Origin of the sequence: Pseudomonas sp. p1(2021b), assembly GCF_020151015.1 — a bacterium.
Taxonomy (GTDB): domain Bacteria; phylum Pseudomonadota; class Gammaproteobacteria; order Pseudomonadales; family Pseudomonadaceae; genus Aquipseudomonas; species Aquipseudomonas putida_K.
The window spans coordinates 2,621,132-2,644,527 of record NZ_CP083746.1; the positions used below are offsets into that span (position 1 = coordinate 2,621,132).

Annotated in this window: 22 protein-coding genes, 1 pseudogene and 1 riboswitch; of the genes and pseudogenes, 10 read left to right on the top strand and 13 right to left on the bottom strand. The window is 64.6% G+C overall.

The annotated features are described in order from the left end of the window. Window positions 1-174: 174 nt before the first annotated feature. Together K8374_RS12055 and K8374_RS12060 are read right to left on the bottom strand one after the other, a co-directional pair. Window positions 175-759: pseudogene (locus K8374_RS12055) on the bottom strand (molybdopterin cofactor-binding domain-containing protein); the annotation flags it as partial. Further along, on the bottom strand, window positions 756-1,241 hold the full coding sequence (locus tag K8374_RS12060; RefSeq protein WP_224455728.1) for a (2Fe-2S)-binding protein: 486 nt from the start codon (window positions 1,239-1,241) through the stop codon (window positions 756-758). The pseudogene K8374_RS12055 and the gene K8374_RS12060, both read right to left, overlap by 4 nt. A gap of 312 nt (window positions 1,242-1,553) precedes the next feature. Beyond that, window positions 1,554-1,761: riboswitch (cobalamin riboswitch) on the top strand. Between the two features lie 107 nt (window positions 1,762-1,868). Here K8374_RS12060 and K8374_RS12065 point away from each other — a divergent pair. From K8374_RS12065 to K8374_RS12075, 3 genes are read left to right on the top strand one after another with little or no spacing between them, the layout of a single operon-like run. Continuing rightward, window positions 1,869-2,645, top strand: coding sequence for an ABC transporter ATP-binding protein (locus K8374_RS12065; protein ID WP_224455730.1), 777 nt, complete (start codon window positions 1,869-1,871; stop codon window positions 2,643-2,645). Beyond that, a complete protein-coding gene (locus tag K8374_RS12070; RefSeq protein WP_084857859.1) occupies window positions 2,642-3,610 on the top strand; it encodes an ABC transporter substrate-binding protein in 969 nt (322 codons plus the stop codon). Before K8374_RS12065 ends, K8374_RS12070 begins: the two co-directional genes overlap by 4 nt. Beyond that, window positions 3,610-4,632: a FecCD family ABC transporter permease gene (locus K8374_RS12075; RefSeq protein WP_224455732.1), complete on the top strand. Its 1,023-nt coding sequence runs from the start codon at window positions 3,610-3,612 to the stop codon at window positions 4,630-4,632. The genes K8374_RS12070 and K8374_RS12075 overlap by 1 nt, the downstream gene beginning before the upstream one ends. A gap of 5 nt (window positions 4,633-4,637) precedes the next feature. Here the strand turns inward: K8374_RS12075 and K8374_RS12080 are convergent, their stop codons facing one another. After that, on the bottom strand, window positions 4,638-5,108 hold the full coding sequence (locus tag K8374_RS12080; RefSeq protein ID WP_224455734.1) for a sterol desaturase family protein: 471 nt from the start codon (window positions 5,106-5,108) through the stop codon (window positions 4,638-4,640). 460 nt (window positions 5,109-5,568) lie between these two features. Here K8374_RS12080 and K8374_RS12085 point away from each other — a divergent pair, with 460 nt between their 5' ends. After that, window positions 5,569-6,276, top strand: a complete 708-nt coding sequence (locus K8374_RS12085; RefSeq protein WP_084857856.1) for an MgtC/SapB family protein — start codon at window positions 5,569-5,571, stop codon at window positions 6,274-6,276. Window positions 6,277-6,342: 66 nt separating this feature from the next. After that, window positions 6,343-6,858 (top strand): GNAT family N-acetyltransferase, encoded by a 516-nt coding sequence (locus K8374_RS12090; protein WP_224455736.1) that lies wholly within the window; start codon window positions 6,343-6,345, stop codon window positions 6,856-6,858. Window positions 6,859-6,862: 4 nt separating this feature from the next. On the opposite strand, the gene K8374_RS12095 is transcribed toward K8374_RS12090, so the two are convergent. From K8374_RS12095 to K8374_RS12105, 3 genes are all read right to left on the bottom strand, one after another. Then, a complete protein-coding gene (locus tag K8374_RS12095) occupies window positions 6,863-8,431 on the bottom strand; it encodes a sensor domain-containing diguanylate cyclase (RefSeq protein ID WP_224455738.1) in 1,569 nt (522 codons plus the stop codon). A gap of 88 nt (window positions 8,432-8,519) precedes the next feature. Beyond that, the gene (gene xth, locus K8374_RS12100) at window positions 8,520-9,308 is read right to left on the bottom strand and encodes an exodeoxyribonuclease III (protein WP_224455740.1); all 789 of its coding nucleotides are present in this window, start codon (window positions 9,306-9,308) and stop codon (window positions 8,520-8,522) included. After that, on the bottom strand, window positions 9,305-9,547 hold the full coding sequence (locus K8374_RS12105) for a hypothetical protein (protein ID WP_084857852.1): 243 nt from the start codon (window positions 9,545-9,547) through the stop codon (window positions 9,305-9,307). Before K8374_RS12105 ends, xth begins: the two co-directional genes overlap by 4 nt. 167 nt (window positions 9,548-9,714) lie before the next feature. Between K8374_RS12105 and K8374_RS12110 the strand changes: the two genes are divergently transcribed. After that, window positions 9,715-10,215 (top strand): DUF4142 domain-containing protein, encoded by a 501-nt coding sequence (locus K8374_RS12110; RefSeq protein WP_084857851.1) that lies wholly within the window; start codon window positions 9,715-9,717, stop codon window positions 10,213-10,215. Between the two features lie 24 nt (window positions 10,216-10,239). Further along, window positions 10,240-10,494 (top strand): hypothetical protein, encoded by a 255-nt coding sequence (locus K8374_RS12115; RefSeq protein WP_084857850.1) that lies wholly within the window; start codon window positions 10,240-10,242, stop codon window positions 10,492-10,494. 70 nt (window positions 10,495-10,564) lie between these two features. On the opposite strand, the gene K8374_RS12120 is transcribed toward K8374_RS12115, so the two are convergent. Together K8374_RS12120 and K8374_RS12125 are read right to left on the bottom strand one after the other, a co-directional pair. Further along, window positions 10,565-10,732, bottom strand: coding sequence for a DUF6021 family protein (locus K8374_RS12120; protein ID WP_172403027.1), 168 nt, complete (start codon window positions 10,730-10,732; stop codon window positions 10,565-10,567). 84 nt (window positions 10,733-10,816) lie between these two features. Beyond that, the gene (locus K8374_RS12125; protein ID WP_224455741.1) at window positions 10,817-11,683 is read right to left on the bottom strand and encodes a DNA-binding protein; all 867 of its coding nucleotides are present in this window, start codon (window positions 11,681-11,683) and stop codon (window positions 10,817-10,819) included. A 314-nt stretch (window positions 11,684-11,997) separates the two neighbouring features. Between K8374_RS12125 and K8374_RS12130 the strand changes: the two genes are divergently transcribed. After that, a complete protein-coding gene (locus tag K8374_RS12130; protein WP_411969639.1) occupies window positions 11,998-15,384 on the top strand; it encodes an Ig-like domain-containing protein in 3,387 nt (1,128 codons plus the stop codon). 18 nt (window positions 15,385-15,402) lie between these two features. Next, window positions 15,403-16,383, top strand: coding sequence for an SCO family protein (locus tag K8374_RS12135; protein WP_224455744.1), 981 nt, complete (start codon window positions 15,403-15,405; stop codon window positions 16,381-16,383). A gap of 244 nt (window positions 16,384-16,627) precedes the next feature. On the opposite strand, the gene K8374_RS12140 is transcribed toward K8374_RS12135, so the two are convergent. The 5 genes from K8374_RS12140 to K8374_RS12160 all read right to left on the bottom strand — a co-directional run bounded on the left by K8374_RS12140 (window position 16,628) and on the right by K8374_RS12160 (window position 21,927). Next, entirely contained in the window at window positions 16,628-17,449 is an 822-nt protein-coding gene (locus K8374_RS12140; protein ID WP_224455745.1) for a helix-turn-helix transcriptional regulator, read from the bottom strand. A 53-nt stretch (window positions 17,450-17,502) separates the two neighbouring features. Beyond that, the gene (locus tag K8374_RS12145) at window positions 17,503-18,921 is read right to left on the bottom strand and encodes an aminotransferase (RefSeq protein ID WP_224455747.1); all 1,419 of its coding nucleotides are present in this window, start codon (window positions 18,919-18,921) and stop codon (window positions 17,503-17,505) included. 39 nt (window positions 18,922-18,960) lie between these two features. Further along, a complete protein-coding gene (locus K8374_RS12150; RefSeq protein WP_224455749.1) occupies window positions 18,961-20,064 on the bottom strand; it encodes a polyamine ABC transporter substrate-binding protein in 1,104 nt (367 codons plus the stop codon). 136 nt (window positions 20,065-20,200) lie between these two features. After that, window positions 20,201-21,445 carry a Zn-dependent hydrolase gene (locus tag K8374_RS12155; RefSeq protein WP_224455751.1) on the bottom strand — a complete coding sequence of 415 codons (1,245 nt, stop codon included), beginning with the start codon at window positions 21,443-21,445 and terminating at the stop codon, window positions 20,201-20,203. Then, the gene (locus K8374_RS12160; protein WP_224455753.1) at window positions 21,442-21,927 is read right to left on the bottom strand and encodes an L-2-amino-thiazoline-4-carboxylic acid hydrolase; all 486 of its coding nucleotides are present in this window, start codon (window positions 21,925-21,927) and stop codon (window positions 21,442-21,444) included. The genes K8374_RS12155 and K8374_RS12160 overlap by 4 nt, the downstream gene beginning before the upstream one ends. 158 nt (window positions 21,928-22,085) lie before the next feature. Here K8374_RS12160 and K8374_RS12165 point away from each other — a divergent pair, with 158 nt between their 5' ends. Beyond that, window positions 22,086-22,979 (top strand): LysR substrate-binding domain-containing protein, encoded by an 894-nt coding sequence (locus K8374_RS12165; RefSeq protein ID WP_224455755.1) that lies wholly within the window; start codon window positions 22,086-22,088, stop codon window positions 22,977-22,979. The last annotated feature ends 417 nt before the right edge of the window (window positions 22,980-23,396 follow it).

Genomic DNA, 23,396 nt, shown 5'->3' on the forward strand with positions numbered 1-23,396 from the left:
TGGACCAGGTTCGACCGCCTCCAGCGTGCCCCCGACAATGGGGCAAATCGTGATTGCAGCGACTTTCATGCCTTCTGGCCGAACGTCGATGCCGAACACCGCCTTCCCCGTGACCTTGTCCTGCCCGTCGGTCCGTTTGGCGGGAGTACCAATGAGCTTGAACTCACTGGACGGTTTCAGCGGCAAAATATCTGGAACAGGCAGGTTCGCAGCGGCACTGGCGAGCTCTCCATAGCCAAGCTTCCGGCCACTGGCCGGATGAAGCACCGATCCGTTTTCTGCTTTGCAGCTGTCCGCAGCCACACCCCACTGATTGGCCGCTGCGCTGATCAATAACATACGTGCTGCCGCGCCCGCTTCACGTAGCGGCTTCCAGTTCGCAGGCACCGATGTCGATCCTCCCGTCACCTGGAAGCCCAGTGCCGGGTTGGCATAGCGCGTGTCGTCCGCCGGGGCATGTTCGACAACGATCTGGTCGAGCCCTACTTCCAGCTCCTCCGCTATGAGCGCGGGCATTGACGTATAGGTGGCCTGCCCCATTTCTACCGGCTGGATGACAAATACAACCTTGCCGCTGGGCTCGATCCGAATATAGGCATTGGGAGTGAAATTCGAATCCTGGCCTTGCGACGAACCCGCAAATCCAGGTAGCGAGATACCGATCAACAACCCGCCACCGAGTGCAGCACTGGCTCGAAGGAAACCACGACGGCTGACCCCTTCGGTAGAAGATGAGGCCATCAGGTTCTGGATGCTCATGATTTGGCCTCCCCGCTCGTAGGCTGAGACTTGCTTGCAGCTGTCTTTATGGCCTCTCGAATGCGCACATAAGTGCCGCAACGGCAGATGTTGCCTGCCATCGTGGCATCGATATCGGCATCGCTGGGGTTCGCATTGCTGGCGAGCAATGACGTTGCGGCCATGATCTGCCCTGATTGGCAGTAGCCGCATTGAACGACCTCGTGTTCGAGCCACGCCTGCTGCACACGACGCCCCACATCGGTGTCACCCACCGCTTCTATCGTCGTGATGCTGGCCCCCGCCAGGCTGCCGACAGGTGTAACGCACGAACGGATGGCGACACCGTTCATATGCACGGTACACGCACCGCACAGGGCCATTGCGCAACCGAACTTGGTCCCCGTCATCCCCAGCACATCTCTGAGTACCCATAGCAGCGGCGTGTCGTCATCCACGTCCACCTGATGTTCGGTCCCGTTGATCTTTAGCGTTTGGGTCATCGGATCGCCCTCGTCTGCACCACGGGTAGTTGCGCCTGGATGGCTTCGACGCAGGCGCGCAAAACAATAGAAGAGCTTAGGTCGAGATTTCGATCAGGGGGCAGCAATAAAGAATAAAATCGAAGACCCGATCGATCGTTGCCCCACCGACGCGACCCAACAAAAGGAGCCGGGATGAACCGCAACGACCTGAACCTGCTGGTGATCTTCGAGGCCTTGATGTTCGACGTGTTGTCTCTTTCCACCGACTTCGTCTCGTTGCGACGCTAGAACGACCGCCCTGCAGGTTGACTCCCCACCCCATAAATGCTCAGATGCGCCCCAGTTTCAGGTGTCCCCTGCCGCCGTGCCGGGGATTAAACGGGAAGCCGGTGCCTCGCCTTGTGCGATCAGTCCGGCGCTGCCCCCGCAACGGTAAGCGAGCGATGCATTCGATACGCCACTGTGCCACCGGCATGGGAAGGTGAATGCCTCACGCCTCTCGCAAGCCCGGAGACCGGCCTGTCACCTCGTTTGGCAACTCCCGCGGTGGGCGGGCGCGGGCCGGTCTTGGGCAGCAGCCTGCCCGCGATTCCCTTGCGCGCCGTCATCGTCGGGTTACATTCATTCCCGGTACGGTTGCTCGTCATGTCTGCCCCTACCCTGCGTCTCGAAGGTTTGCACTGGGCGCCATCGCCTGGTGGCCGGCGGCTGCTCGACGGCATTGACTTGGAGGTACGCCCCGGTGAATGCGTCGGCCTGATCGGCCCCAACGGCAGCGGCAAGACCAGCCTGCTGCGCTGCGCCTATCGCTTCACACGGCCTGATGGCGGGCGCGTGCTGCTCGAAAACGAGGACATCTGGCAGCGCCCGGCGCGCTGGGTGGCACAACGCGTCGCGGTGATGCTCCAGGAGTTTCCCGAGGATTTCGGCCTGAGCGTACGCGATGTGGTCGCCATGGGCCGCACGCCGCACCAGGGTTGGTTCGACGGCGACGATGACGATGCGCTGGTGGACGCCAGCCTGCATCGCCTGGGCCTGCAAGCGCGCGGCGATCATGGTTTTACCCCGTTGTCCGGCGGCGAGAAGCAGCGCGTGCTGTTGGCTCGCGCGCTGGTCCAGCAACCGCGCCTGTTGATCCTCGACGAACCCACCAACCACCTGGACCCCCGCTACCAGCTGGCCTTGCTGGAGCACTTGCGCGGCACCGGCCTGAGCCTGCTCGCCAGCTTCCACGACCTGAACCTGGCCGCGGCCTTCTGTGACCGGCTGTATGTCATCGAGGCCGGTCGCATCGTTGCCCACGGCACCCCGGCCGAGGTACTGACCGAACAGTGCCTGGCCGAAGTCTTCGGCGTACGGGCGCTGGTCGACCGTCACCCCGTAGCCTTTCATCCACGCATCACCTGGATCAGCCCCGCATGAAGCGAAGCCTCACCTGCCTGGCCCTGCTGGCCGCCCTGCCCTTCGTCGCCTGGGCGGGCGACTACCCCGTGACCGTGCGCAGCTGTGAGCGCGATGTCACCTTCAGCCAGCCGCCCCAGCGGGCGGTGAGCCACGACAGCAACCTGACCGGCATGCTGCTGGCCCTGGGGTTGCGCGAGCGTATGGTTGGCTTCACCGGCATCAGTGGCTGGAAAACCCTTGACCCAACCATGACGGGTGCCCTGGACGGCCTGCCGGAACTCGCGCCGCGCTACCCATCGGTGGAAACCCTGCTCGATGCAAATGTCGACTTCCTCTTTGCCGGCTGGGGCTACGGCATGTACGTGGGCGGCCCGGTCACGCCACAGGCCCTGGCGCCGTTCGGCATCCCGGTGTACGAGCTCAGCGAGTCCTGCTCGCGGGTCATGCCCCAGCACCGCGCCAGTCTCGATGACCTGTACCGGGACCTGGACAACCTGGGGCGCATCTTCGACGTTCGCCAGCAGGCCCAGGCCCTGATCGCCACCCTGCGCCAACGCGTGGCGCGTGTGCAGGCGCAGGTCGCCGCTGAGCCCCAGGCTCCCCGTGTCTTCCTCTATGACAGCGGCGAAGACCGCCCCACCACCTCCGGCCGCCTCGGCATGCCCCAAGCGCTGATCGAGGCGGCCGGCGGTGACAATGTAATGGCCGATGTCAACGCCAGCTGGACCGAAGTGAACTGGGAAAGCGTGGTGGAGCGCGACCCGCAGGTGATCGTGATCGTCGATTACGGCCCGACTTCCTGGCAACAGAAGCGCGACTTCCTGCTCGCGCACCCGGCCCTGGGCGAGGTGACGGCCATCCGCGAACGACGTTTCGTGGTGCTCTCCTATATTCAGGTCACCCCATCGGTGGACAACGCCAGCGCCATCGAGCAGCTGGCAGCGGCGCTGCATCCCCGCCTGTTCGCAGGCACGCTGCAGTGATGCCGGTACGTGATCGTCGCGCCTTCCGGTTGTTGCTCGTCGCACTGGTGATGGCCGTGCTGTGCTCGTGTCTGGTGTCCCTGGGGTTCGGTGCTGCCCAGGTACCCCTGGCCGATGTGCTGGGCATCGTGCTGCAACAGGCAGGCCTGGTCGACCCCGGGGGATGGAGCCGGGGCCAGGCACAGATCGTCTGGCAGATCCGCGCGCCGCGGGTGCTGCTCGGTGCGCTGGTGGGTGCAGGCCTGGCCTTGGTCGGTGGTGCATTGCAGGCCGTGACCCGCAACCCGCTGGCCGACCCGCATCTGCTCGGGGTCAGTTCCGGTGCAGTGCTGGGCGCAGTCTTGGTGGTGTTGTTCCTGGGCGCCTTCGCCGGCCCGTTCAGCCTGCCGCTGGCGGCGTTCATCGGCGCGCTCGCCAGCATGCTGCTGGTATTGGCGGTGGCCAGCCGACGCGGGCGCCTGGACAGCGACCGGCTGCTGCTCGCGGGGGTGGCTGTATCCTTCGTGATCATGGCCCTGGCCAACCTGCTGCTCTACACCGGCGACCCTCATGCGGCCAGCTCGGTGATGTTCTGGATGCTGGGCGGCCTGGGCCTGGCGCAGTGGTCGCTGCTGTGGCTGCCGGCGCTGTGCGTGCTGGCGGGCTTTGCCTTGCTGATGAGCCTGGCGCGGGCCCTCAATGGTTTGATGAGCGGCGAACAGACGGCCGTCAGCCTGGGCTTCGAGCCCCGCCGGGTACGAGCCCAGGTGTTCGTGGGGTGTGCGCTGCTCACAGGCGTGCTGGTGTCGTTGTCCGGGGCCATCGGCTTCGTTGGCCTGATGCTGCCCCATGTCGCCCGCCGCCTGGTAGGCGCTGAACATCGACGGCTGCTGCCGGCCTGCGCCCTGCTCGGAGCGCTGTTCATGGTCTGGGTGGACATCGGCGCACGTACGCTGATCGCGCCCCAGGACCTGCCCATCGGCATCGCCACCGCCGCCATCGGCGGCATGTTCTTCATCCTGATGCTGCGCCGCAAGCCCTGACGTCTCTACAGGCCTTGTGCCCGACGCTCGCGTACCTGGCGCTTGAGCACCCGCACAGGCGGTGCATAGAAGAACCCGAACGACACGCTGCCCTTGCGCCCAGGCAGCGCGTGGTGCAGCCGATGGGCCCGATACAGGCGTCGCAGGTAGCGGTTCACCGGCTTCGGCGCCCGGGGCCAGTGGCGATGGAAGAAGCCATCGTGGGCCAGTACATACAACACGCCGTAGCCCGCCACGCCAGCGCCGACCCATTGCAGCGGTGCGTACCCGGCCTTGCCCAAGGCGACCAGACCCGAGGCGATCAGGGCGAGTGCCACCAGGTACAGGTCGTTGGTCTCCAGCATGCCCAGGTGGGGCTCATGGTGCGAGCGATGCAGCCACCAGCCCCAGCCATGCATGACGTACTTGTGGGCCAGCGTGCCGACGCCTTCCATGGCCACCAGCGTGCCGAACAGGATGGCGAGATTGAACAGCATGTAACGTTCCGAGGTTGTAACGAAGGGCGCAAGGTTAACACCGCCTGGGCGCGCTTCAGAGGCCTTTTTCATGAAAGTCCGGTCGCCGAACATCCGGTTTCATGAAGGAAATTTCCCAGATCGCGCAATTGTCACGCAACTGCCCTTGACCCTACCTGGCGCCAGGCGTAAGGTCCGCGGCGCAGTTTTGCATCCCACAACAGGAGTCCTGCATTGGACAGTAGCCCCAGTCGATTGCGACAGGCCCACACGGCAAGCTAGTCCGGCAGCCCTCCTGCCACTGTTTTGCCGCACACGGTAGACGGTGGTTCATCACGGCCCAGGCGGGCCGATGTCTCCCCTTCTTTCCTTCCTGCTCCCGTGCTCGGCACGCGGGCATGTGGTCCTCGCACTCGTTGTTTTCAGTTGCGCCGCAGATGGCGGCGCCCCACGGGCATGTGCCCGGGAAATGAGGTTTGCTATGGATTGGAAAGTCTTTCTGCTGCGCGTCAGCGTAGCCCTGGTACTCGGCGCCCTGATCGGTGCCGAACGTCAACTGCGCCAGCGCCTGACCGGCCTGCGCACCAATGCGCTGGTCAGCACCGGCGCGTGCCTGTTCGTGCTCATGACCCAGGCGGTGCCTGGCATGGCGCCCACCGATGCCTCGCGTATCGCCGCCTACGTGGTGTCCGGTATCGGCTTTCTCGGTGGTGGCGTGATCATGCGCGACGGCTTCAACGTCCGTGGCCTGAACACCGCCGCCACGCTCTGGTGCACGGCCGCCATTGGTGTGCTGTGCAGCCTGGGCCTGCTGCTCGAGGCAGCATTGGGCAGCCTGGTGGTGCTGTGCGCCAATATCCTGCTGCGTGACATCGCCCAGCGCTTGGACCGCCAGGAGGTACTGCCGGCCAGCGAGGTGGAGCAGCGTTTCGAGGTCCGCATCGTCTGCCGCGCCGAAGACGAGATCCAGGTACGCAGCCTGATGTTGCACAGCCTCAGCGACCCCGGCCTGCGCCTGCAGTCGCTGCACAGTGAGGACCTGGCCAACCCGGCACGCCTGGAGGTGCGCGCCGAGCTGCTCGGTACACCGCAGGCCCCTACCCAGCTGGAACGCCTGGTCAGCCGGGTAAGCCTCGAGAAAGGCGTCAGCTCGGTGCGTTGGCAACTGCGCGAGCTGGTCGGCGAATGAGCCGCTGACGAGCCTTGCCTTGGCGCGGCAGGGCTCGCAGACTGGGCGTTTTGCCAGGGACCGCCCATGCACATTCGCCCTACCCGTCTTGATGATGTCCCCTTGCTTGCCACCATCGAGCGCTCGGCGGCCCAAGCCTTCTTGCGTTTGCCCGACCTGGCTTGGCTGGCCACCGGCGATGTGCTGGACGAAAACGCCCACCGGGCCTTCATTGCCGGGCATGGCAGCTGGGTGGCGGTGGACGGCAACGACTGCCCGCAAGGTTTCATCTGCACCGAGCAGGCGCACGACTGGTTGCATATCCACGAAGTGTCGGTGCGCGCGCAGGCCCAGGGCCTAGGGATGGGGCGCGCCCTGCTCCAGCAAGCAATCAGCATCGCGCGGAGCCACGGCAAGCGGGTCGTCACCCTGACGACGTTCGTCGAGGTCCCCTGGAACGCGCCATTCTACGCCCGGCACGGGTTCAAGATCATCGAGCCCGCACAACTGGACACCCGCCTGGGCGGCATCCTGCGGGCCGAACGCGCCCACGGCCTGATCGGGCGCTGCGCGATGGCATTGACGATCGTGCCGGCGGCTTGATCGCTCACGAATGGGTACCGGTCAGTGCACCAGTGGCCAGCTGATAGCGGTCCCGCCCTTGGCGTTTGGCCTCGTACAGGGCCCCGTCCGCCGTCGCCATCAGGTTTTCCGGCGTGATCGTTTCAGGCCCTGGGTACCCCACTGCGATGCCCGCACTGGCGGTGACATGCCCGAGCGGGCTGTCGGCATGCTCGATCATCTGCCGGCGCAGCAAGGCCAGGATCTCCTGCACGATCGCCACCGCACCCTGGGCATCGGTGTTCGGTAGCAGCAAGGTGAACTCCTCGCCGCCATAGCGCACCGCCAGATCGCCTGGGCGCTTCAGCGCATGGCGCAGCACTTCGCCCACGCGTCGCAGGCACTGGTCGCCGCCGGGGTGGCCGTAGCGGTCGTTGTAGGCCTTGAAGTAGTCCAGGTCCATCATCACCAGCGCCAACGGGTAGCCTTGGCGGCGTGCCCGGCGGATCTCCGCGTCGAGCACACCGTCGAGCCGGCGCCGGTTACCCAGGCCTGTCAGGCTGTCGGTCAGCGCCAGGGATTTGAGGGTCTGGTGCGCCTGGTGCAAGGCGCGCTCGATGACGATGCGCTCGCGTAGCTGGCGCAGCACCACCCAACCGAAGGTCGCCAGCCCCACCAGCAACAGCAGCAGCACGGCGACCGACTTGAACATGTCGTGGCGCCACGGAGCGAGGATCGACTCGCGCGACAAACCCGCTTCAACCACCAGTGGGTAAGTGGACAGCGCCCGGTACGCGTACAACCGCGGCGTTCCGTCGACCACCGCCACCGCCTCGGCCACGCCCTGGTCGGCGTAAGGCAGGTGGTTGCGGAAGATCTCGCTGTCCGCCAGGCTGCGCCCCACTACCTGCTCGACGAACGGCCGCCGGACCAGGATGGTGCCATCACGCTTGGCCAATACCAGCGCGCCGCGTTCGTCGATCTTGAAGTCGCCGTAGTAACGTACGAACCAGTCCACTTTGATGGTGCCCAGCAGCACCCCGGCGAAACGGCCGTCCGGGTGGTCCAGGCGCCGAGAGATCGGGATCACCAGGTCACCCGTGGAACGGCTGCGCACCACCGAACCGATACGCACGCCTCGGTCGGTATGGGTGCGGTGATAAATGAAGTAGTCGCGGTCGGCATTGTTGGCCTGCTTGGGCGTCGAGGCCTGGTCGGTTACCACCCAGCGGCCCTCGGCGTCGTAGACGAACAGGCCGTGCAGCTGCGGCATGATGGCCTTCTGCTGCTTGAGCAAGGCATGCAAGCGCGGCCGGTCCAGGTTGGCGAAGCCATCGCCTTCGAGCCGTTCGGCCAACGCTGCGGTAATGGCGTCGACCTGGCGAATCGCATCCTCGGCGTGCTGGGCGGTCGCCCTGGCCAGGTTGATCACCGCGTCCTCCGCGCTCAGCGACGCATGGCGGTAGTCACGGGCAATCCGCCAGCCTTCGACCGAGACGAAAGCCAGCATCACCACGGCCATGAAGCTCAACACCAGGCGGAACAACGCGACAGCCCGGCCTTCGCCGGTGATCGCCAAAAGCCCCTCCTCGTGCGATTTCCTGCTTGCAGCCATTACAGTCCCTTGTTGTCCCGCCCTCGCCGCCTATGACTATAGAACAGCGTGCAGGCACGCAGACAACGCTTGGCACCTTTGCGCTGGCCTACGACGCGGTTTGCAGCGAGATCCAGACCGGCGCATGGTCGCTCGCCTTCGGCTCGTTGCGCACCCAGGCATCCACCCCGGCGGCCTCGAGCCGTGGTACAAGCTCGGGGCTGAGCAGCAGGTGGTCGATGCGCAGGCCCGCGTTGCGCTGCCAATGGTTACGGAAGTAGTCCCAGAACGTATAGACCTGCTCGTGCGGATGCAGCTGGCGGATGGCGTCGCTCCAGCCCTGGGCCAGCAGCTGGCGGTAGCATTCACGGCTCTCGGGCTGGAGCAGCGCATCCTTGAGCCAGGAGCGCGTGTTGTAGATGTCCTGGTCGGTGGGTACCACGTTGAAGTCCCCCGCCAGCACTGTCGGGTGGCCGCTCTCAAGCAACCCTTGGGCGTGCGCGTTCAGGCAGTGGAACCAGCGCAGCTTGTAATCGAACTTCGGCCCAGGCTGGGGGTTGCCGTTGGGCAGGTACAAGCATGCCACCAATACCCCATGGGCCGCGGCCTCCAGGTACCGGCTCTGGCTGTCCGCCTCCATGCCTGGCAAGCCACGTCGCACCTCCAGCGGCTCGCTACCCCGGGCCAGGATGGCCACGCCGTTCCAGGACGGCTGGCCGTGGTGCAGGCAGCCATAGCCTGCGGCCTCCAGGGCATCGCGCGGGAAATCCTTGTCGGCGGCCTTGAGCTCCTGCAGGCAGGCGATGTCCGGTTGTTCGCGCGCCAGCCATGCCAGCAGCCCGGGCAGGCGGCTGCGGATGCCGTTGATGTTGAACGTGGCGATCTTCAAGGTCTTCATGCGTCAGGGTCATCGACATGGGCCTGCACCGCTTCTTCAAGCGCACGGCCATGGGCCTGGTCGGCCAGGGCCTTGAGCGCCAGCCAGTCGTCCCAGTCGATGGCGCCATCGTCGCGCAGGGCTTCGGCGGTACGGATCAGTTCATGGTGGTAGGCATCCGGCGACTCGCGCCGATAGCTCGCGTCATCGTACTGGGCGTACCAGGCTTCGAGCTCGGGAATGCTGCGTTCGATGCTCATGGGCAGGCTCCTCGGTGCAACCTTTGAATGTCTGAGCCCAGGTTGTCGGCAACGTTCAACCCGATGACCACTCGCCTCATGGCGTGCAGAAAAATCAAACCTTTGCCCACTGGCCGTGCTCAACCATAAGCGACACTGAGGTCGCGCCAATGGATAAGGAGTGACACATGAGCAATCTGTTCCTCAAGCGGGTCGGCCTGACCGTCGCGCTGGGCATGGCTTCGATGCATGTGCTGGCCGCCAGCTCCAACGACTTCGTCGACAGTGCCACCGAGTCTGGCATCGCCGAAGTGGTGACGGGCAACCTGGCCCAGGAAAAGAGCAAGAACCCTGAGATCAAGGCCTTCGCCCAACAGATGGTCACCGACCACACCCAGGCCAACCAGAAACTCGGCGATATCGCCCGCTCGCTGGATATCAGCGTGCCGGACGAAGCCGCGCTGACCGACAAGGTCAAGAAGATGATCCTGGAATGGCGCGACGAGTCCTTCGACCAGTCGTATATCAACAACCAGGTCGAGGCCCATGAAAAGGCCGTGAAGCTGTTCAAGGACGAAGCGAACACCTCCGACAAACCCGAGCTCAAGGCCTTTGCCAGCGAAACCCTGCCCAAGCTCGAGCAGCACCTGGAGCACGCCAAGCAGCTCCAGGCCAAGCACGGCAAATGACCTGCAGCACGTGTGAGGCACGCCATGAGTAACGATGCACTACGTTCCGAAATCCTCACCCGCCTGTTCCATGCCCACCCGCAAGGCCTGGGCAAGGAGCTGCTGGACAACTACCGCGGTGAAAAAGCCGTGGCCGGGATGCTCAAGACTCTGCAGGAGCAGGGGTTGATCCAGGATGGCAGCGTCGATGTCGATGCCGAGCATCGGCTGAGCGTGAACTACCCGATCAAGCTGTCGTCCGCAGGCGTCGAGGAAGCCAAGAAAATGCCGCAAGGCTGAAATGCTGCTGGCGGCACCTGACCTTCACCAGCGCCTCGGCACCCCGGGGCGCTGGTGAAGCCTTCTTGGTTCAATCCTTTTTTTCGTCGTCCCGAGGCGGCTTGGCCGGGCCTTGCGGGTCGACTTGCGGGTCCTCCAGGTCGGGTGAGTCCGGGTCGAAACCCAGGTCGTTCTTGCGTGTCGCGTGCTCGGAAGAATGAGGGCCGTCGGCGGGCTTGTGCTGTTCGGGTCTGCTCATGGGCTGTCTCCGGTAGGGTGTCTACGGAAGAACCTGCAAGCCTCACGAAGTTTGATCCATCTGCGCCCACTGCGCCCGACGGCGTCAGGGCAGGCGCGCCTGGCACGCCAAGAGCTCCGCCGTTCGGGCATCCAGCTTGGCCTGCAACTGCTCCAGTTGTCGACGCATTTCATCCCCTGCGCCCTGGGCCTGGGCGAGGATCGAGCGCAGCCCCTGCACCTGGGCGTCGCGTTGTTCCAGTTGTTCGTCCAGCACCTTGCGCTTGGCCGAAGCCCGCCGATTGTCCGCCAGCAACCGTTCGTTGTCCCGGTGCAGCCGGGTGGCCTCCTCCTGGCGGAAGGCGACGCTTTGTTGCAGGCGCAGCACCTCCACCTGCGCCTGCTGCAGCTGCGTCTCGTGGCGACGCTTGTCCTGCTCCTGCGCATCGCGTGCATGGCGTTGCGTCTCTTCGAGCGAACGAACCTGCTCGTCCTTGTCGGCCAGGCGCACCTGCAGCTCCCCCAGCGCCTGGCTGAGGCTGGCGCTGCGTAGCTGCTCGGCCTGCAAGGCGCCTTGGGTGGTCGCCAGCTTCTCAGCCTCCGCCTGCAACGCGCTGGCCTGGGCCTGCAGTTGCTGGTGAGCCGCCGCCAGCGCCTGCTGGGCCACTTGCAATTGTGCCTGCAGACGTTCGCGTTGTTCGTCGAATACGGCTTCGGCCTCGCGGATGCGTGCCTGGGCCTCGTCCTCCAGTTGCCCGGCCAGTTTCTCCACCAGCGTGCCCAATTGCTCGCTCAGGCCGGCCTTGCTGGGCTGAGCGGTGTCCAGCTCTTTGAGATAACGGTGGATGGTGGTCTTGGAGCCGGTGTTGCCCAGCTCGATACGTACTGCGTCGATGGTTGGCTGCTCGCCTCGGGCAAGCAGTGCCTGGCGTGCCTGCTGCACCACCGCTTTGTTGATACCGGCCCGGGCCATGTTCGCTCCTAGGTTTCGTAACGTAATACGTATTACGTAATAAAGGCTGATTGTGCGAGTATTCGCGCGCCCATTCAAGGCCCAGCTCAACGCTTTACCACCTTTGGGTAAGGGTTTGCCCGCTTTTGGGCCTCTATCCCCTTTTTCTGCCCGAGCCGGTGATTCAGTACGTCCGAAACGTACTGAAATAAATGCTTACAAATACCTGGCGCACTCATTGCTTCTGCCTCAGCAACAAGGCCAATGGCCACCTCGACGTGACCATTGGCCACGCAGTACGACCCGAGGCGAAAGCGATGAAAAGACATTCGGCAATGCGCTCATCCATGCAGGTATTTCGGTTATCGTCGGTCACGGCGATGCTGTTCAGTCTGGGACTGATCACGGCCATAGCCTCCCCCCTCGATGACACCAGCCAGCCCCCACCAACCGACCCCTCGGCCTACTACGACCCACCAGACGACCCGGTCAAGGCGCTGGACGACATCACCCATGAACCGGAAGCCAACGAGGGCGCGCTGGAGCTCACCGATGGCGTGTTCGGTGACCGTTCCACGCCCACCACCGAAAACGTGCTGCCGCCGCTGCAACAGACGTCCAGCCAATACCCCACCAACGGCAAGCCCAGCCCGTTGTTCGGCGCCGAGCCGTTCACCCAACAACTGTTGCTTTTCGAAGAATTCGGCACCGAGAAGCTCGACCCCACCGCGCCACCGCCCGAGTTGGGCTTCCCCCTGCCCACCAAAGGGCCAGCACCGGCCCAGGACCCGAACAACGTCGCCCGCAGCGGCCCGGACGGCAATGCCCTGGAAGCCTTCCTCAAGCAGCCAGGGCTGTATCCCTTCCCCACCCAGTACGCCAACGTGCTCGATCGCAACCCGTGGAAGGCGCAGATCGAAGATTTCCTCAATCGGCACCCGGTCGGCTCGCCCGCTGAAGGCCGCCCGCCAGGAAAAGGCTGGTCGCACCAGCGCTGGAACGAGTTCTACCCCCAGGCCGCATTCAAGACCGCCCAGGCCGGTGCGCGCATCAACCAGGGCCTGCGCGATCGTCGGCAACTGCACAACTACGCCCAAGGCGAGTTCGCCCCGGGCGGGCTGTACTACCAGACCTCGGACATCCCCACCACGCTGGGCACCACCAAAGGCATCGACACCCGCTTCCACCCCAAGATGCCGCTACAGAACCACAAGTCGCTGTGGACCTTCGACGGCACCTTCCCGCCGAAGCTTTTGATGGTGCGCTACGGCCAGCCGATCCTGATGCGCCATTACAACGCCCTGCCGATCGACCCGTCGGCCAACGGCGGCTTCGGCCTGCACACCATCTCGACCCATGAACACAACGGCCACTCGCCGGCCGAAAGCGACGGCTTCGCCAATGCCTATTTCTTCCCCGGCCAGTACTACGACTACCGCTGGCCGGTGCAGTTGGCCGGCTACGACACCATCAACACCCGCGCCGAAGACCCGCGTGCCGCCTTCCCTTGCTCGCCGGGCGAAACCCTGTTCGTCAACGACGCCTCGCCGGGCCTGAAGACGTGCCAGAACGGCAGCATCAAGATCCGCGGCGACTGGCGCGAAACCATGAGCACCCATTGGTTCCACGACCACATGCTCGATTTCACGGCGCAGAATGTCTACAAAGGCAACGCCGTGATGATGAACTACTACAGCGCCCTCGATCGCGGCAACGAAGCCCTGCAGGACGGCGTCAACCTGCGCCTGCCCAGCGGCTCGGCGCTGCCCTGGGGCAACCGTGACTATGACGTGAACCTGGTGATCGCCGACAAGGCCTGGGATGCCAACGGTCAGCTGTGGTTCAACCCCTTCAATACCGACGGCTTTCTCGGTGACCAGATCCTCGTCAACTGGCAATACCAGCCGCGCCTGAAAGTGCGGGCACGCAGCTACCGCTTCCGCCTGCTCAACGGCTCGGTATCGCGGTACTTCAAGTTCGCCGTGGTGCGTGAAGTCGCAGGCAGCGGCGGCGAATTCAAGGGGCCGTCCGGCTCCAACGTGTCGTACGAGCGCGTGCCGTTCCACATGATCGCCAACGACGGCAACCTCATGGAACACGCAGTGCCGTTCGACGGCACCATGGACCTCAACGGCGACGGCAATCGCCAGGACAACAACGGCATCCTGCCCCTGCAAGGCATCGCCGAGCGCTACGACATCATCATCAACTTCGCCAAGCACGGCATCCAGGTCGGCGACAAGCTGTACTTCGTCAACCTGATGGAGCACGAGACCGGCAAGGGCCCCAGCGAAGCGATTCCCCTGGCCGATGTGCTCTCGGAAAACTACAAGGCCGTCATCAAGCAGACCAGCAAAGGCCCGGAATGGGACCGCGGCGACCCCGCTGTCGGCAAGTTCCTGCAACTGGTGGTGCAGCCCTACAGCGGCCAGGACCTGAGCATGGACCCAGTGGCCTACGAACCGGCCAAGCCCGGCAAGGCCGAGGGCCTGAAGATGCTGCCGCTGACCATCGATCGCAACAGCGCCAGCGACCAGGCCAAGCTCAAGGACGCCCGCCACCGCGAGTTCCTCTTCGGCCGCTCCGACGGCACCGACACCGCGCCCTGGACCATCAAGACCGACGGCGGCTTCGGCTACAGCATGGACCCACGCCGGATCAGCGCAGCCCCGCAACTGTCCGCCGAAGCGACCGATGGCGGCTTCAGTGGCGACGGTACCCTGGAGGTCTGGAAGATCAAGAACGGCGGCAACGGCTGGAGCCACCCGGTGCATGTGCATTTCGAGGAAGGCGTGGTGCTCAGCCGCGACGGCAAGGCACCGCCGGAGTGGGAGAAATGGGCACGCAAGGACGTGTATCGCATCGGACCGGACGCCGACTCGTCGGAAGAAATCGAGGTGGCCATCCGCTTCCGCGAGTTCGCCGGCACCTATATGGAACACTGCCACAACACCCAGCACGAAGACTCCTCCATGCTGCTGCGCTGGGACCTGGAGCACCCCGGCCAGTTCCAGATGATGCCCACACCACTGCCTGGCTGGGATGGCGTGCAATACGTCAGCTCCGCCGCCCTGCCGACCTTCCGCACCAGCAACAGTGGTAGCGGCAGCGGCGATGACAACAGCAGCAACCAGCCCCCGGTGGCAATGCCCGATAGCGCAGCCACCCAGGCCGGCACCCCGGTCGCGGTGAACGTGCTGGCCAACGACACCGACCCGGACCGCAACCTGCCCTTGAGCGTGGTGGGCCTGGCCCAGCCGGACTCAGGCAAGGGCACCGTGGCCAGCGATGGCACGCAGGTCACCTACACACCGCCACAGCAGGTGACCGCGCCGTTCACCGCAAGCTTCACCTACCAGGCGCGCGACGCCCTGGGCGCCGAGTCGGTGAGCCCGGCCACGGTCAGCATCGCGGTGACGCCACCGGTGATCGCCGATGAGCTGAAGGTCAGCAGCGCCACGGTGCAGCGACGCAGCAACGACCGCTACACCTGGGACCTGGCCGGCACCACCAGCCAGGCCAGCGGCAACAGCATCCGGGTGACGGCCTCGACCACCAGTGGCCCACTGGACCTCGGCCTGGCGACCCTGAGCCCGACCACCACTGGCGCGCGCTGGCGGCTGTCGGTCACCACCACCGGTGCCGGCCCGGCATCGCCAGCGACGGTGACCGTGCGTTCCGCGCTTGGACAGAGCATCACCGTACCGATCAGTGTCCGCTGACAACGAAGGAGCAAGACCATGGGCTGGTTCCGGCGTCCTACACGTGCCCACCTGCTGCTGTTGCTGGTGGCCTGCCTGCCCTACTGGCCTCCCCAGGCCACCCAGGACGTGGCCCAGGCCACGCCCTGGGGCCGGGACTACTTCCCCAACATCCGCCTGCTCGACCAGGACGGCCGCCCCGTGCGTTTCTTCGACGACCTGATCGAGGGCAAGGTGGTGGCGATCAACTTCATCTTCACCGGCTGCTCCGATGCCTGCCCTCTGGAAACCGCGCGGCTGCGCCAGGTACAGAAGCTGCTGGGCGACCGGGTGGGCAAGGACATCTTTTTCTATTCCATCAGCATCGACCCGTACAACGACACCCCGGCCACCCTCAAGCGCTATGGCGAGAAATTCAACTTGGGCCCAGGCTGGCGCCTGCTCACCGGCGAGCCTGACGACATCGAGCTGCTGCGCAGGCGCCTGGGGCTGTTCATCGAAGGCCTGGACAATGGCCGCTCCAAGGACCACAACCTGAGCCTGATCATCGGCAACCAGGCCACCGGCCGCTGGATGAAGGCCTCGCCCTTCGAAAGTCCCTACATCCTGGCCGACCGCCTGGGCAAGAGCCTGCACAACTGGAAACTGCCGGAAACGGCTGTAGCCCAGGCCACGCAGATTCGCACGCCCAGCAGTGGCGAGCAGATCTTCAGGACTCGCTGTTCCTCCTGCCACAGCCTCGGCGACGCCGGGCCCAGCGCCTCGGGCGGCATCGGCCCCGACCTGCTGGGCGTCACCCGGCAACGCGATGCCCGCTGGCTGGTGCGCTGGTTGAAGGAGCCCGACCGCATGCTCGCCGAAAAAGACCCGCTGGCCATGCTGCTGTACGACCAGTACAAAGGCCTGGCCATGCCCAATCTGCGCCTGGGCGACACCGAGGTGAGCGCACTGTTGACCTACCTGGAGGAAGAAACCCAGCGGGTGCAGACGCCCTCCCAAGGGCCTTCCCACAATCGGTAGAAGCGGCCTTGCATACACCGTCTCCAGGCCCGCCCCAATCGAAAGCGTTTTTTGTGGGAGATCACCCAGCCCTTTGGGCTGCGCTGTCGCGCAGAGAACAAGTGGCTAGCGCCGCCTTCTTCTGTAGGAGTGGCGGTGCGGCGGTCCTACAGGCCTTGTCAAATCAATGAGTTATGCGTTGTTCTATGAGAGCCGGCTTGCCGGCGATTGGCCCGCAAAGGCAACACAAACTTTCGCCCGCGCGCTACCCCTGCCTCAACCAATCGATAAACCGGGCGAACAACTCGGACTGCGAGTTGATCCCGAGCTTCAGGTACAGGTTCTTGCGATGCATGCGCACGGTCTCCGGCGAGATCCCCAGCTCGATGGCCGTGGACTTCACCGAATGCCCACGCAAAATCATGTGCGCCACCTGCCGCTCACGGTCAGTGAGCACCTGGCAACCAAAACTGTCGAAGGCCGCCTGCAAGCCGCCCGCCTCCGATGCCCCTGGCGCCTCCAGCAGCTGATGCCGCGCATAGCGCCCCAGCAGCTCCCGCACCATCGGTTCCACCGCCCGCAGCAGGTCCACCTGCCCAGTGCTCAGGCGCGTGCCACTGCAGCCCTGGAACAGGCTCAGGGACAGCTTGCGGTCCTCGGCGATGTCGGCGATGAAGTAGCTGTCTTCGCTACAGCCAGTACCCAGGTAATAGGCCTTGTAGTAGTCGCTGTCGAAGAAATTGTCCGGGGCGATGTCTTCCAGATGGTAGAAGCCCTCGGCCAGACCGTTCTCCACCGCCAGGCAGAACGGGTCGAGCAGGTAGCCGGCCGCGAAATAGCGGTTGAGCACCGCATCACGGTGGCACTCGGGAATGCCTTGCTGGTACAGCAGCCGTGGCGCCCGGCCCCGGCATTCGAGGCTGATCATCATCGACTCCACCGACACCAGTCGGCCGATGGCCGTTGCCAGGTGCGCCAGGGCGTCCGGGGTTTCGCTGCTGGCGAACGCCTGCTGCAGGGCGGCATGCCACTGCTGCAGTGCGCCGAAGCTGAGGGTGACGGGGGTATCGAGGGAAGGCTGGGTCATGCCCGGCAGTCTAACCTGCCGGGCATGGGAGCGCACAGCCCGCTCCAGGTGGCTCATCGCCCCTGGTACAGCCCTTCGGCACGCAGCTCCTCGGCGGTCTCGAGGATACAGTGGCGCAGGGTCTGGACGATCTCGTCGACCTGGGCGTGGGTGATCACCAGCGGCGGCGACATCACGTTCAGGTGCATGATCGGCCGCACCAGCAGCCCCTTGGCCTGAGCCTTGCGATGGATACGTTCGCCGATGTTCACCGCATCGTCGAACAGCGCCTTGCTGGCCTTGTCGGCGACGAACTCGACGCACGCCATCAGCTTCATGCAGCGCACGTCCCCCACCAGCGGTAGTTCGCGCAGGCTGCCCAGGCGCTGCTCCAGATATGCGCCCACATCGTTCACATGCGCCAGCAGGTTCTCCCGTTCGATGATCTCGATGTTCTTCAGCGCCGCGGTGCAGCACACCGGATGGCCGCTGTAGGTGAACCCATGGGTGAAGCAGCGCCCCTTGCCCGGCTCGGCGATCACCTGCCAGATCCGCTCGGAGAAGATGCACGCGCCCAGTGGCAGGTAGGCCGACGTCAGCCCCTTGGCGGTGGTGATGATGTCCGGCTGCACGCCGAACAGCTCTTCGCTGGCGAAGAACGTGCCCAGGCGCCCGAACGAGGTCACCACTTCGTCGGCCACGAACAGGATGTCGTAGGCCTGGCACAGCTGCCACATGCGCAGGAAGTAGCCCTTGGGCGGAATGATCACGCCGCCCGAGCCCATGATCGGCTCAGCGAAGAACGCCGCCACGTTGTCCGCGCCCAGCGACAGGATCTTGTCCTCGAACTCGGCCACCAGGAAGTCGAGGAACTCGGCCTCGTCCATGTCGTCCGGGGCACGGTACGGGTTGGGGTTGGAGACATGGTGGATCAACGGATGCAGGTAGTCGAACTCCGGCACCCGGTCGGCCGCCTTGTTGCCGATCGACATGGTCAGCGTGGTCGAGCCGTGGTAGGCGTTGAAGCGGGCGATGATGTGCTTCTTGTGCGGCTTGCCCCGGCAGTTCTGGTAGTACTGGATCAGGCGGTAGGCGGTGTCCACGGCAGTAGAGCCGCCAGTGGTGAGGAACACATGGTCCAGGTCGCCCGGCGCCAGCTGCGCGAGCTTCTGGCACAGCTCGATGGCCACGTCGTTGGCCATGTCGGAGAACGGGTTGGAATACGCCAACTTACGCACCTGGTCGGCAATGGCCTGGGCCATCTCCTCGCGGCCCAGGCCGATGTTGGTGCACCACATCCCGCCCACGGCATCGAGGAACCGGTTGCCCTCGGTATCATGAATGTAGGCACCTTCCCCGGCGACGATGTTCAGCGCGCCCTGCTCACGGTGCTCGTCGAACATGTGGTAGCCGTGCATGTAGTGGGCCTTGTCGGCCTCCACCAGTGGGTCCTGGGTGAGTGTCGAAGCGACAGCTTGGCTTGGCATGGCCATGGGGCAGCTCCTTGCGGGAAAGAGGATAGGGAAATCGATTCACAGGCCGGTCTTGACCGTGCTCCACACCCGGGTGATGGCGCGCATGTCCCGGGGCGCCTGGGTTTTCTGTGCGAACAGGCGGCTGCGGGTGGCGTCGTCGGGGTAGATCGCCGGGTTGGCGCGGATGTCCGCCTGTACCAGGGGCGTGGCGGCGGCATTGCTGTTGGCGTAGTGGATGTAGTTGGTCACCTTGGCCATGGTTTGCGGTTGCAGCAGGAACTCGATGAAGCGGTGTGCGTTCGCCGCATGGGGCGCGTCCTTGGGCAGGTAAAGGTTGTCGAACCAGATCAACGAGCCTTCCTTGGGAATGAAGAAGTCCAGCGTGATGTCCTTCTTCGCCTCCTCGGCGCGGGCCTGGGCGGTGGCGTAGTCGCCCGACCAGGTCAAGGCCAGGCAGGTGTCGCCGTTGGGCAGGCTGGTGAGGTAGTTGACCGAGTCGAACTTCTTCACATAGGGGCGGATGCCCATGAGCAGGTCTTCGGCCGCCTTCAGGTCGGCGGGCGCGGCGCTGTGCGGGTCCTTGCCCAGGTACTGCAGGGCCAGCGGGATCACCTCGCTGGGCGCATCCATCAGCGTCACGCCGCAGTCGGCGAAGCGCGAGACGACCTTGGGGTCGAACAGCATCGCCAGCGAGCCGATGGGGGCGTCGGGCATGCGGGCCTTGATCTTGTCGACGTTGTAGGTCACGCCCGAACTGCCCCAGGTATAGGGTGCCGAGTACTTCAGGCCCGGGTCGTAGCTTTGCAGCTCTGCGACCACCTTGGCGTCCAGGTTGTGCCAACTCGGCAACTGGCCTTTGTCCAGCGGCTGGAACACCCCGGCCTGGATCAGCGGCGGCACCAGGGAGGCGTTGAGCATGACCAGGTCATAGCCGGAACGCCCGGTCAGCAGCTTGGTCTGCACGGTTTCGTAGCCATCGAAGGTGTCGTAGATCACCTTGATGCCAGTGGCCTTCTCGAAGTCCGCCAGGGTGGTCTCGCCGATGTAGTCGGTCCAGTTGTACAGCCGCAGCGTATTGCTCGCATCTGCCTCCACCGCCTGCGTGGCGCTGGCGCAGGATGCCAACAACAGACTGCCAATCACCTTCAGTGCCTTGCCCATAGCAACTCCATCGTGTGACTGCTCGGGATGAGCCGGTGGCGTTACTATCGGAAGATTCGGCGGCCTGGAACATACCCCGAATGTGTGGGTGGCCCCTGCAGTTGGCTGGGGCCACCCCACTAAAGCCCTGCAAAGCTCAAGGGGTGACCACACCCGCCTTCGCCAACATCGCCCCCAGCAGCACATTGGCCCCGGCTTCGGCCCAATGCGGGTGGATATGCTCGGCCTCGTTATGGCTCAACCCCTCCACACAGGGCACGAAGATCATCGCAGTGGGCGCGACCTTGCTCAGGTAGCAGGCATCGTGCCCCGCGCCGGATATCATCGGGCGTTGGCTGTAGCCATGGGCGCGTGCCGCCTCGGCCACGTCCGCCACGCACCCCGGGTCGAACTGGATGGGCGCGTACTGGAAGATCCGCTTCACCTGCTGCTCCAACCCAAGGCCCTCGGCGATACCTGCCACCCCGGCGTACAAACGCGCCTCCAGGGCCTCCAGCACGGCCTCGCTGGGGTGGCGGAACTCCACGCTGCACACCGCCCGCCCAGGGACCACGTTGCGCGAGTTGGGGTACAGGTTCACCCAGCCTACCGTGGCCCGGCCATCATCGCCTTGCTCGACCCCAAGCGCATGCACCTGCTCGATCACCCGTGCCAACCCCAGCCCTGCATCCAGCCGGTGCGACATCGGCGTGGTACCGGCATGGGCACTGCGCCCGGTCAGTTCGACTTCATACCAGCGCTGGCCCTGGGCACCGCTCACCACGCCAATGTCGATGCCCGCCGCTTCCAGAATCGGGCCTTGCTCGATGTGCAGTTCGAACGCCGCGTGAATAGCCCGGCCGCCCACCGACTCCGGGCCGGCATAACCGATTTGCTGCAAGGCCTGGCCCAGGGTGATGCCCTCGGCATCGGTGCGCGACAGGCCATACGCCAGGTCATAGACCCCGGCGAACACCCCCGAGGCGATCATCGCCGGGGCGAAGCGCGACCCTTCCTCGTTGGTCCAGTTCACCACCTCGATCGGCCGCTCGGTCTCGATCCCAAGGTCGTTCAAGGTGCGCAACACTTCGATGCCGGCGAGCACGCCATAGATACCGTCGAACTTCCCGCCCGCAGGTTGCGAGTCGCCGTGGGAGCCGGTGACGACCGGCGCCAGGTCGTCCCGGGTGCCGGCCCTACGGGCAAAGATATTGCCCATGGCATCCACGCGCACGGTGCACCCTGCCTGTTGCGCCCAGCGCACGAACAAGTCGCGCCCCTGGCGGTCCTCCTCGGTCAAGGCCAGGCGCGTCACCCCGCCGGCTGGCGTCGCGCCGATGCGCGCCATTTCCATGAGCGAATCCCAAAAGCGCGTGCCATCGACCCTTGGCACGCCGCTCATGGCTGCTGCTCCTTGAGGCGATAACGGAAGTCGCAGCACGGCGCACCACCCATGATGGTCTGGGTACGCGTCAGGCTCACGCTCGGGTCGTAGCCGACGATGAACACTTCGTCGCGGTTGCACGAGAGCAGATGGCCGATTTCGCCCAACCCCATCGCCTGGTACATCTCTGCGTACCGGCAGCGGTGCACGTCATAGTCGTAGCGGGTGGCATCGCTGGCGATCACCTCCACTTCCAGCGCATCGTCTTTCTCCCACAGGGCTTGGAGTGCCACGAAGCCCGCCAGGCTCGGGCCCTCCGGCTCGCGCGAGGCGAAATGACGCCCGGCAGCGACCGCCGCCCCGGACACCGCCTCGCCGATCACCGCCTGGGCCTTCTGCTTGCCGTAGTCGCGCACGAGGATTTCGTAGATGGGTTTGATGATCTCAGCTTCGATGCGCCGGCGGGCAAGAATGCCCAGTTCTCCGTCGATTGCACTCATGTCGGGATGACCTCTCAGGCAGCGGTTCCAGTGTGTCTGCACGGTAAGACAACCGTTCTGATTTAATCAACTTGAATAAACGAATACCGACAAATAACCCTTGAAAGGCCACCATATTTAGGTTTTTCTAGGCAAAATTCGCCAATAAATCTCAACACATGAATTTAATCGAACAATTTGACGCTGATCCACCCTTGCGCGCCGTGCGCACGTTCGAGGCGTTTGCCCGGCACGGCGGTGTCAACGCAGCCGCCAGGGAACTGAACGTCTCGGCCTCCGCCATCAGCCATCAGATGCGCCTGCTGGAGGACTTCCTCGGCCTGCCGCTGACCATGCGCCAGGGCCGCAACCTGATCCTCACCGAGCAGGGCCGCGAGTACTACCGCGCCATCCGCTCGGCCTTCGCGGTACTGCGCAGCGCCACCGAGCACGCACGGGAGCAGAATGCCACGCGCCAGGTGACCGTCAGCCTGATCCCGCTGTTCGGCCTGAACCTGTTCATCCCACGGTTGAGCGAGTTCCTGGCCGCCAATCCCGGCGTGGACGTCAACGTCACCTACGCCAATCACCGCAGCTACCCCAGCGACGCCGCCGACATCTCCATCCGCTTCGGTACCGGGCATTGGGCCGGCTACCACAGCGAGCCGCTGATCAGCGGCGCCGTGACCGCCTGGTGCAGCCCCGCCCTGCTCGCCCGCTTCGGCCCGCTCGACACGCCCCTGGCCCTGGCGCGCATGCCCCTGTTGCATGACGAAGACCGCAGCACCTGGCCCCAGTGGTTGCACAGTGCCGGCATACGCCACCCAGCCCCTCTGCAGGGCTTGTTGTTCGAGGACGGCCAGCTGGCACTTACCGCAGCCTTGCGTGGGCTGGGCTGCGCCCTGCTGCGCGAACCCTTGGTGGCGGCGCAACGGGACAGCCGCGCATTGGTCAAGCTGTTCGAGCACGCCCTGGATGACGGCCGTGGCTACTACCTGTGCCGACGTACAGACGGGGAGCTGTCTCGAGAGGGCGCGAGCCTGTACGAATGGATTCGTGCGTGCTTCGCCTGAACAGGTCGCCAGGGCTGCGCAACCCTTTGAAACCGAGCTTGCATGTGTGCAAAAAATCACCAGCCGACGCTCAGGTTGCCATCATTGGCTACCTCGTCCTCATCTCCTTTCGAGTGAAAACCAGGCGACCAAAGGGCGACCTGGTTCACTTTTTGAAAAAAAACATTGAACCGCCCATTGGATCCAACCAGAAACCATCAACCCCTCTAAATTCCTGGCCTGCAGGCCATTCTGCAGCGCTGATCCGAGCAGTTGATATCACTTAGACATCATTGCAGTGCGTCACAAAACCGGGAAAAAATCCAATTCCTAACTGGAACTTCTTCACAAAGGAGCTGCCCTACAGGGCATTGCTGGCACCTCGATATTTTTTTGCCAGCACGGTTGATCCAGGGTTCGCCATACGTTTTTCCTGCG

Excerpts from the sequence above, each read along its gene's own strand:
- K8374_RS12060 (WP_224455728.1), bottom strand. The coding sequence starts at position 1,241 with ATGACCCAAACGCTAAAGATCAACGGGACCGAACATCAGGTGGACGTG.
- K8374_RS12065 (WP_224455730.1), top strand. The coding sequence starts at position 1,869 with ATGTCTGCCCCTACCCTGCGTCTCGAAGGTTTGCACTGGGCGCCATCG.
- K8374_RS12070 (WP_084857859.1), top strand. The coding sequence starts at position 2,642 with ATGAAGCGAAGCCTCACCTGCCTGGCCCTGCTGGCCGCCCTGCCCTTC.
- K8374_RS12075 (WP_224455732.1), top strand. The coding sequence starts at position 3,610 with ATGCCGGTACGTGATCGTCGCGCCTTCCGGTTGTTGCTCGTCGCACTG.
- K8374_RS12080 (WP_224455734.1), bottom strand. The coding sequence starts at position 5,108 with ATGCTGTTCAATCTCGCCATCCTGTTCGGCACGCTGGTGGCCATGGAA.
- K8374_RS12085 (WP_084857856.1), top strand. The coding sequence starts at position 5,569 with ATGGATTGGAAAGTCTTTCTGCTGCGCGTCAGCGTAGCCCTGGTACTC.
- K8374_RS12090 (WP_224455736.1), top strand. The coding sequence starts at position 6,343 with ATGCACATTCGCCCTACCCGTCTTGATGATGTCCCCTTGCTTGCCACC.
- K8374_RS12095 (WP_224455738.1), bottom strand. The coding sequence starts at position 8,431 with ATGGCTGCAAGCAGGAAATCGCACGAGGAGGGGCTTTTGGCGATCACC.
- xth (WP_224455740.1), bottom strand. The coding sequence starts at position 9,308 with ATGAAGACCTTGAAGATCGCCACGTTCAACATCAACGGCATCCGCAGC.
- K8374_RS12105 (WP_084857852.1), bottom strand. The coding sequence starts at position 9,547 with ATGAGCATCGAACGCAGCATTCCCGAGCTCGAAGCCTGGTACGCCCAG.
- K8374_RS12110 (WP_084857851.1), top strand. The coding sequence starts at position 9,715 with ATGAGCAATCTGTTCCTCAAGCGGGTCGGCCTGACCGTCGCGCTGGGC.
- K8374_RS12115 (WP_084857850.1), top strand. The coding sequence starts at position 10,240 with ATGAGTAACGATGCACTACGTTCCGAAATCCTCACCCGCCTGTTCCAT.
- K8374_RS12120 (WP_172403027.1), bottom strand. The coding sequence starts at position 10,732 with ATGAGCAGACCCGAACAGCACAAGCCCGCCGACGGCCCTCATTCTTCC.
- K8374_RS12125 (WP_224455741.1), bottom strand. The coding sequence starts at position 11,683 with ATGGCCCGGGCCGGTATCAACAAAGCGGTGGTGCAGCAGGCACGCCAG.
- K8374_RS12130 (WP_411969639.1), top strand. The coding sequence starts at position 11,998 with ATGCGCTCATCCATGCAGGTATTTCGGTTATCGTCGGTCACGGCGATG.
- K8374_RS12135 (WP_224455744.1), top strand. The coding sequence starts at position 15,403 with ATGGGCTGGTTCCGGCGTCCTACACGTGCCCACCTGCTGCTGTTGCTG.
- K8374_RS12140 (WP_224455745.1), bottom strand. The coding sequence starts at position 17,449 with ATGACCCAGCCTTCCCTCGATACCCCCGTCACCCTCAGCTTCGGCGCA.
- K8374_RS12145 (WP_224455747.1), bottom strand. The coding sequence starts at position 18,921 with ATGGCCATGCCAAGCCAAGCTGTCGCTTCGACACTCACCCAGGACCCA.
- K8374_RS12150 (WP_224455749.1), bottom strand. The coding sequence starts at position 20,064 with ATGGGCAAGGCACTGAAGGTGATTGGCAGTCTGTTGTTGGCATCCTGC.
- K8374_RS12155 (WP_224455751.1), bottom strand. The coding sequence starts at position 21,445 with ATGAGCGGCGTGCCAAGGGTCGATGGCACGCGCTTTTGGGATTCGCTC.
- K8374_RS12160 (WP_224455753.1), bottom strand. The coding sequence starts at position 21,927 with ATGAGTGCAATCGACGGAGAACTGGGCATTCTTGCCCGCCGGCGCATC.
- K8374_RS12165 (WP_224455755.1), top strand. The coding sequence starts at position 22,086 with ATGAATTTAATCGAACAATTTGACGCTGATCCACCCTTGCGCGCCGTG.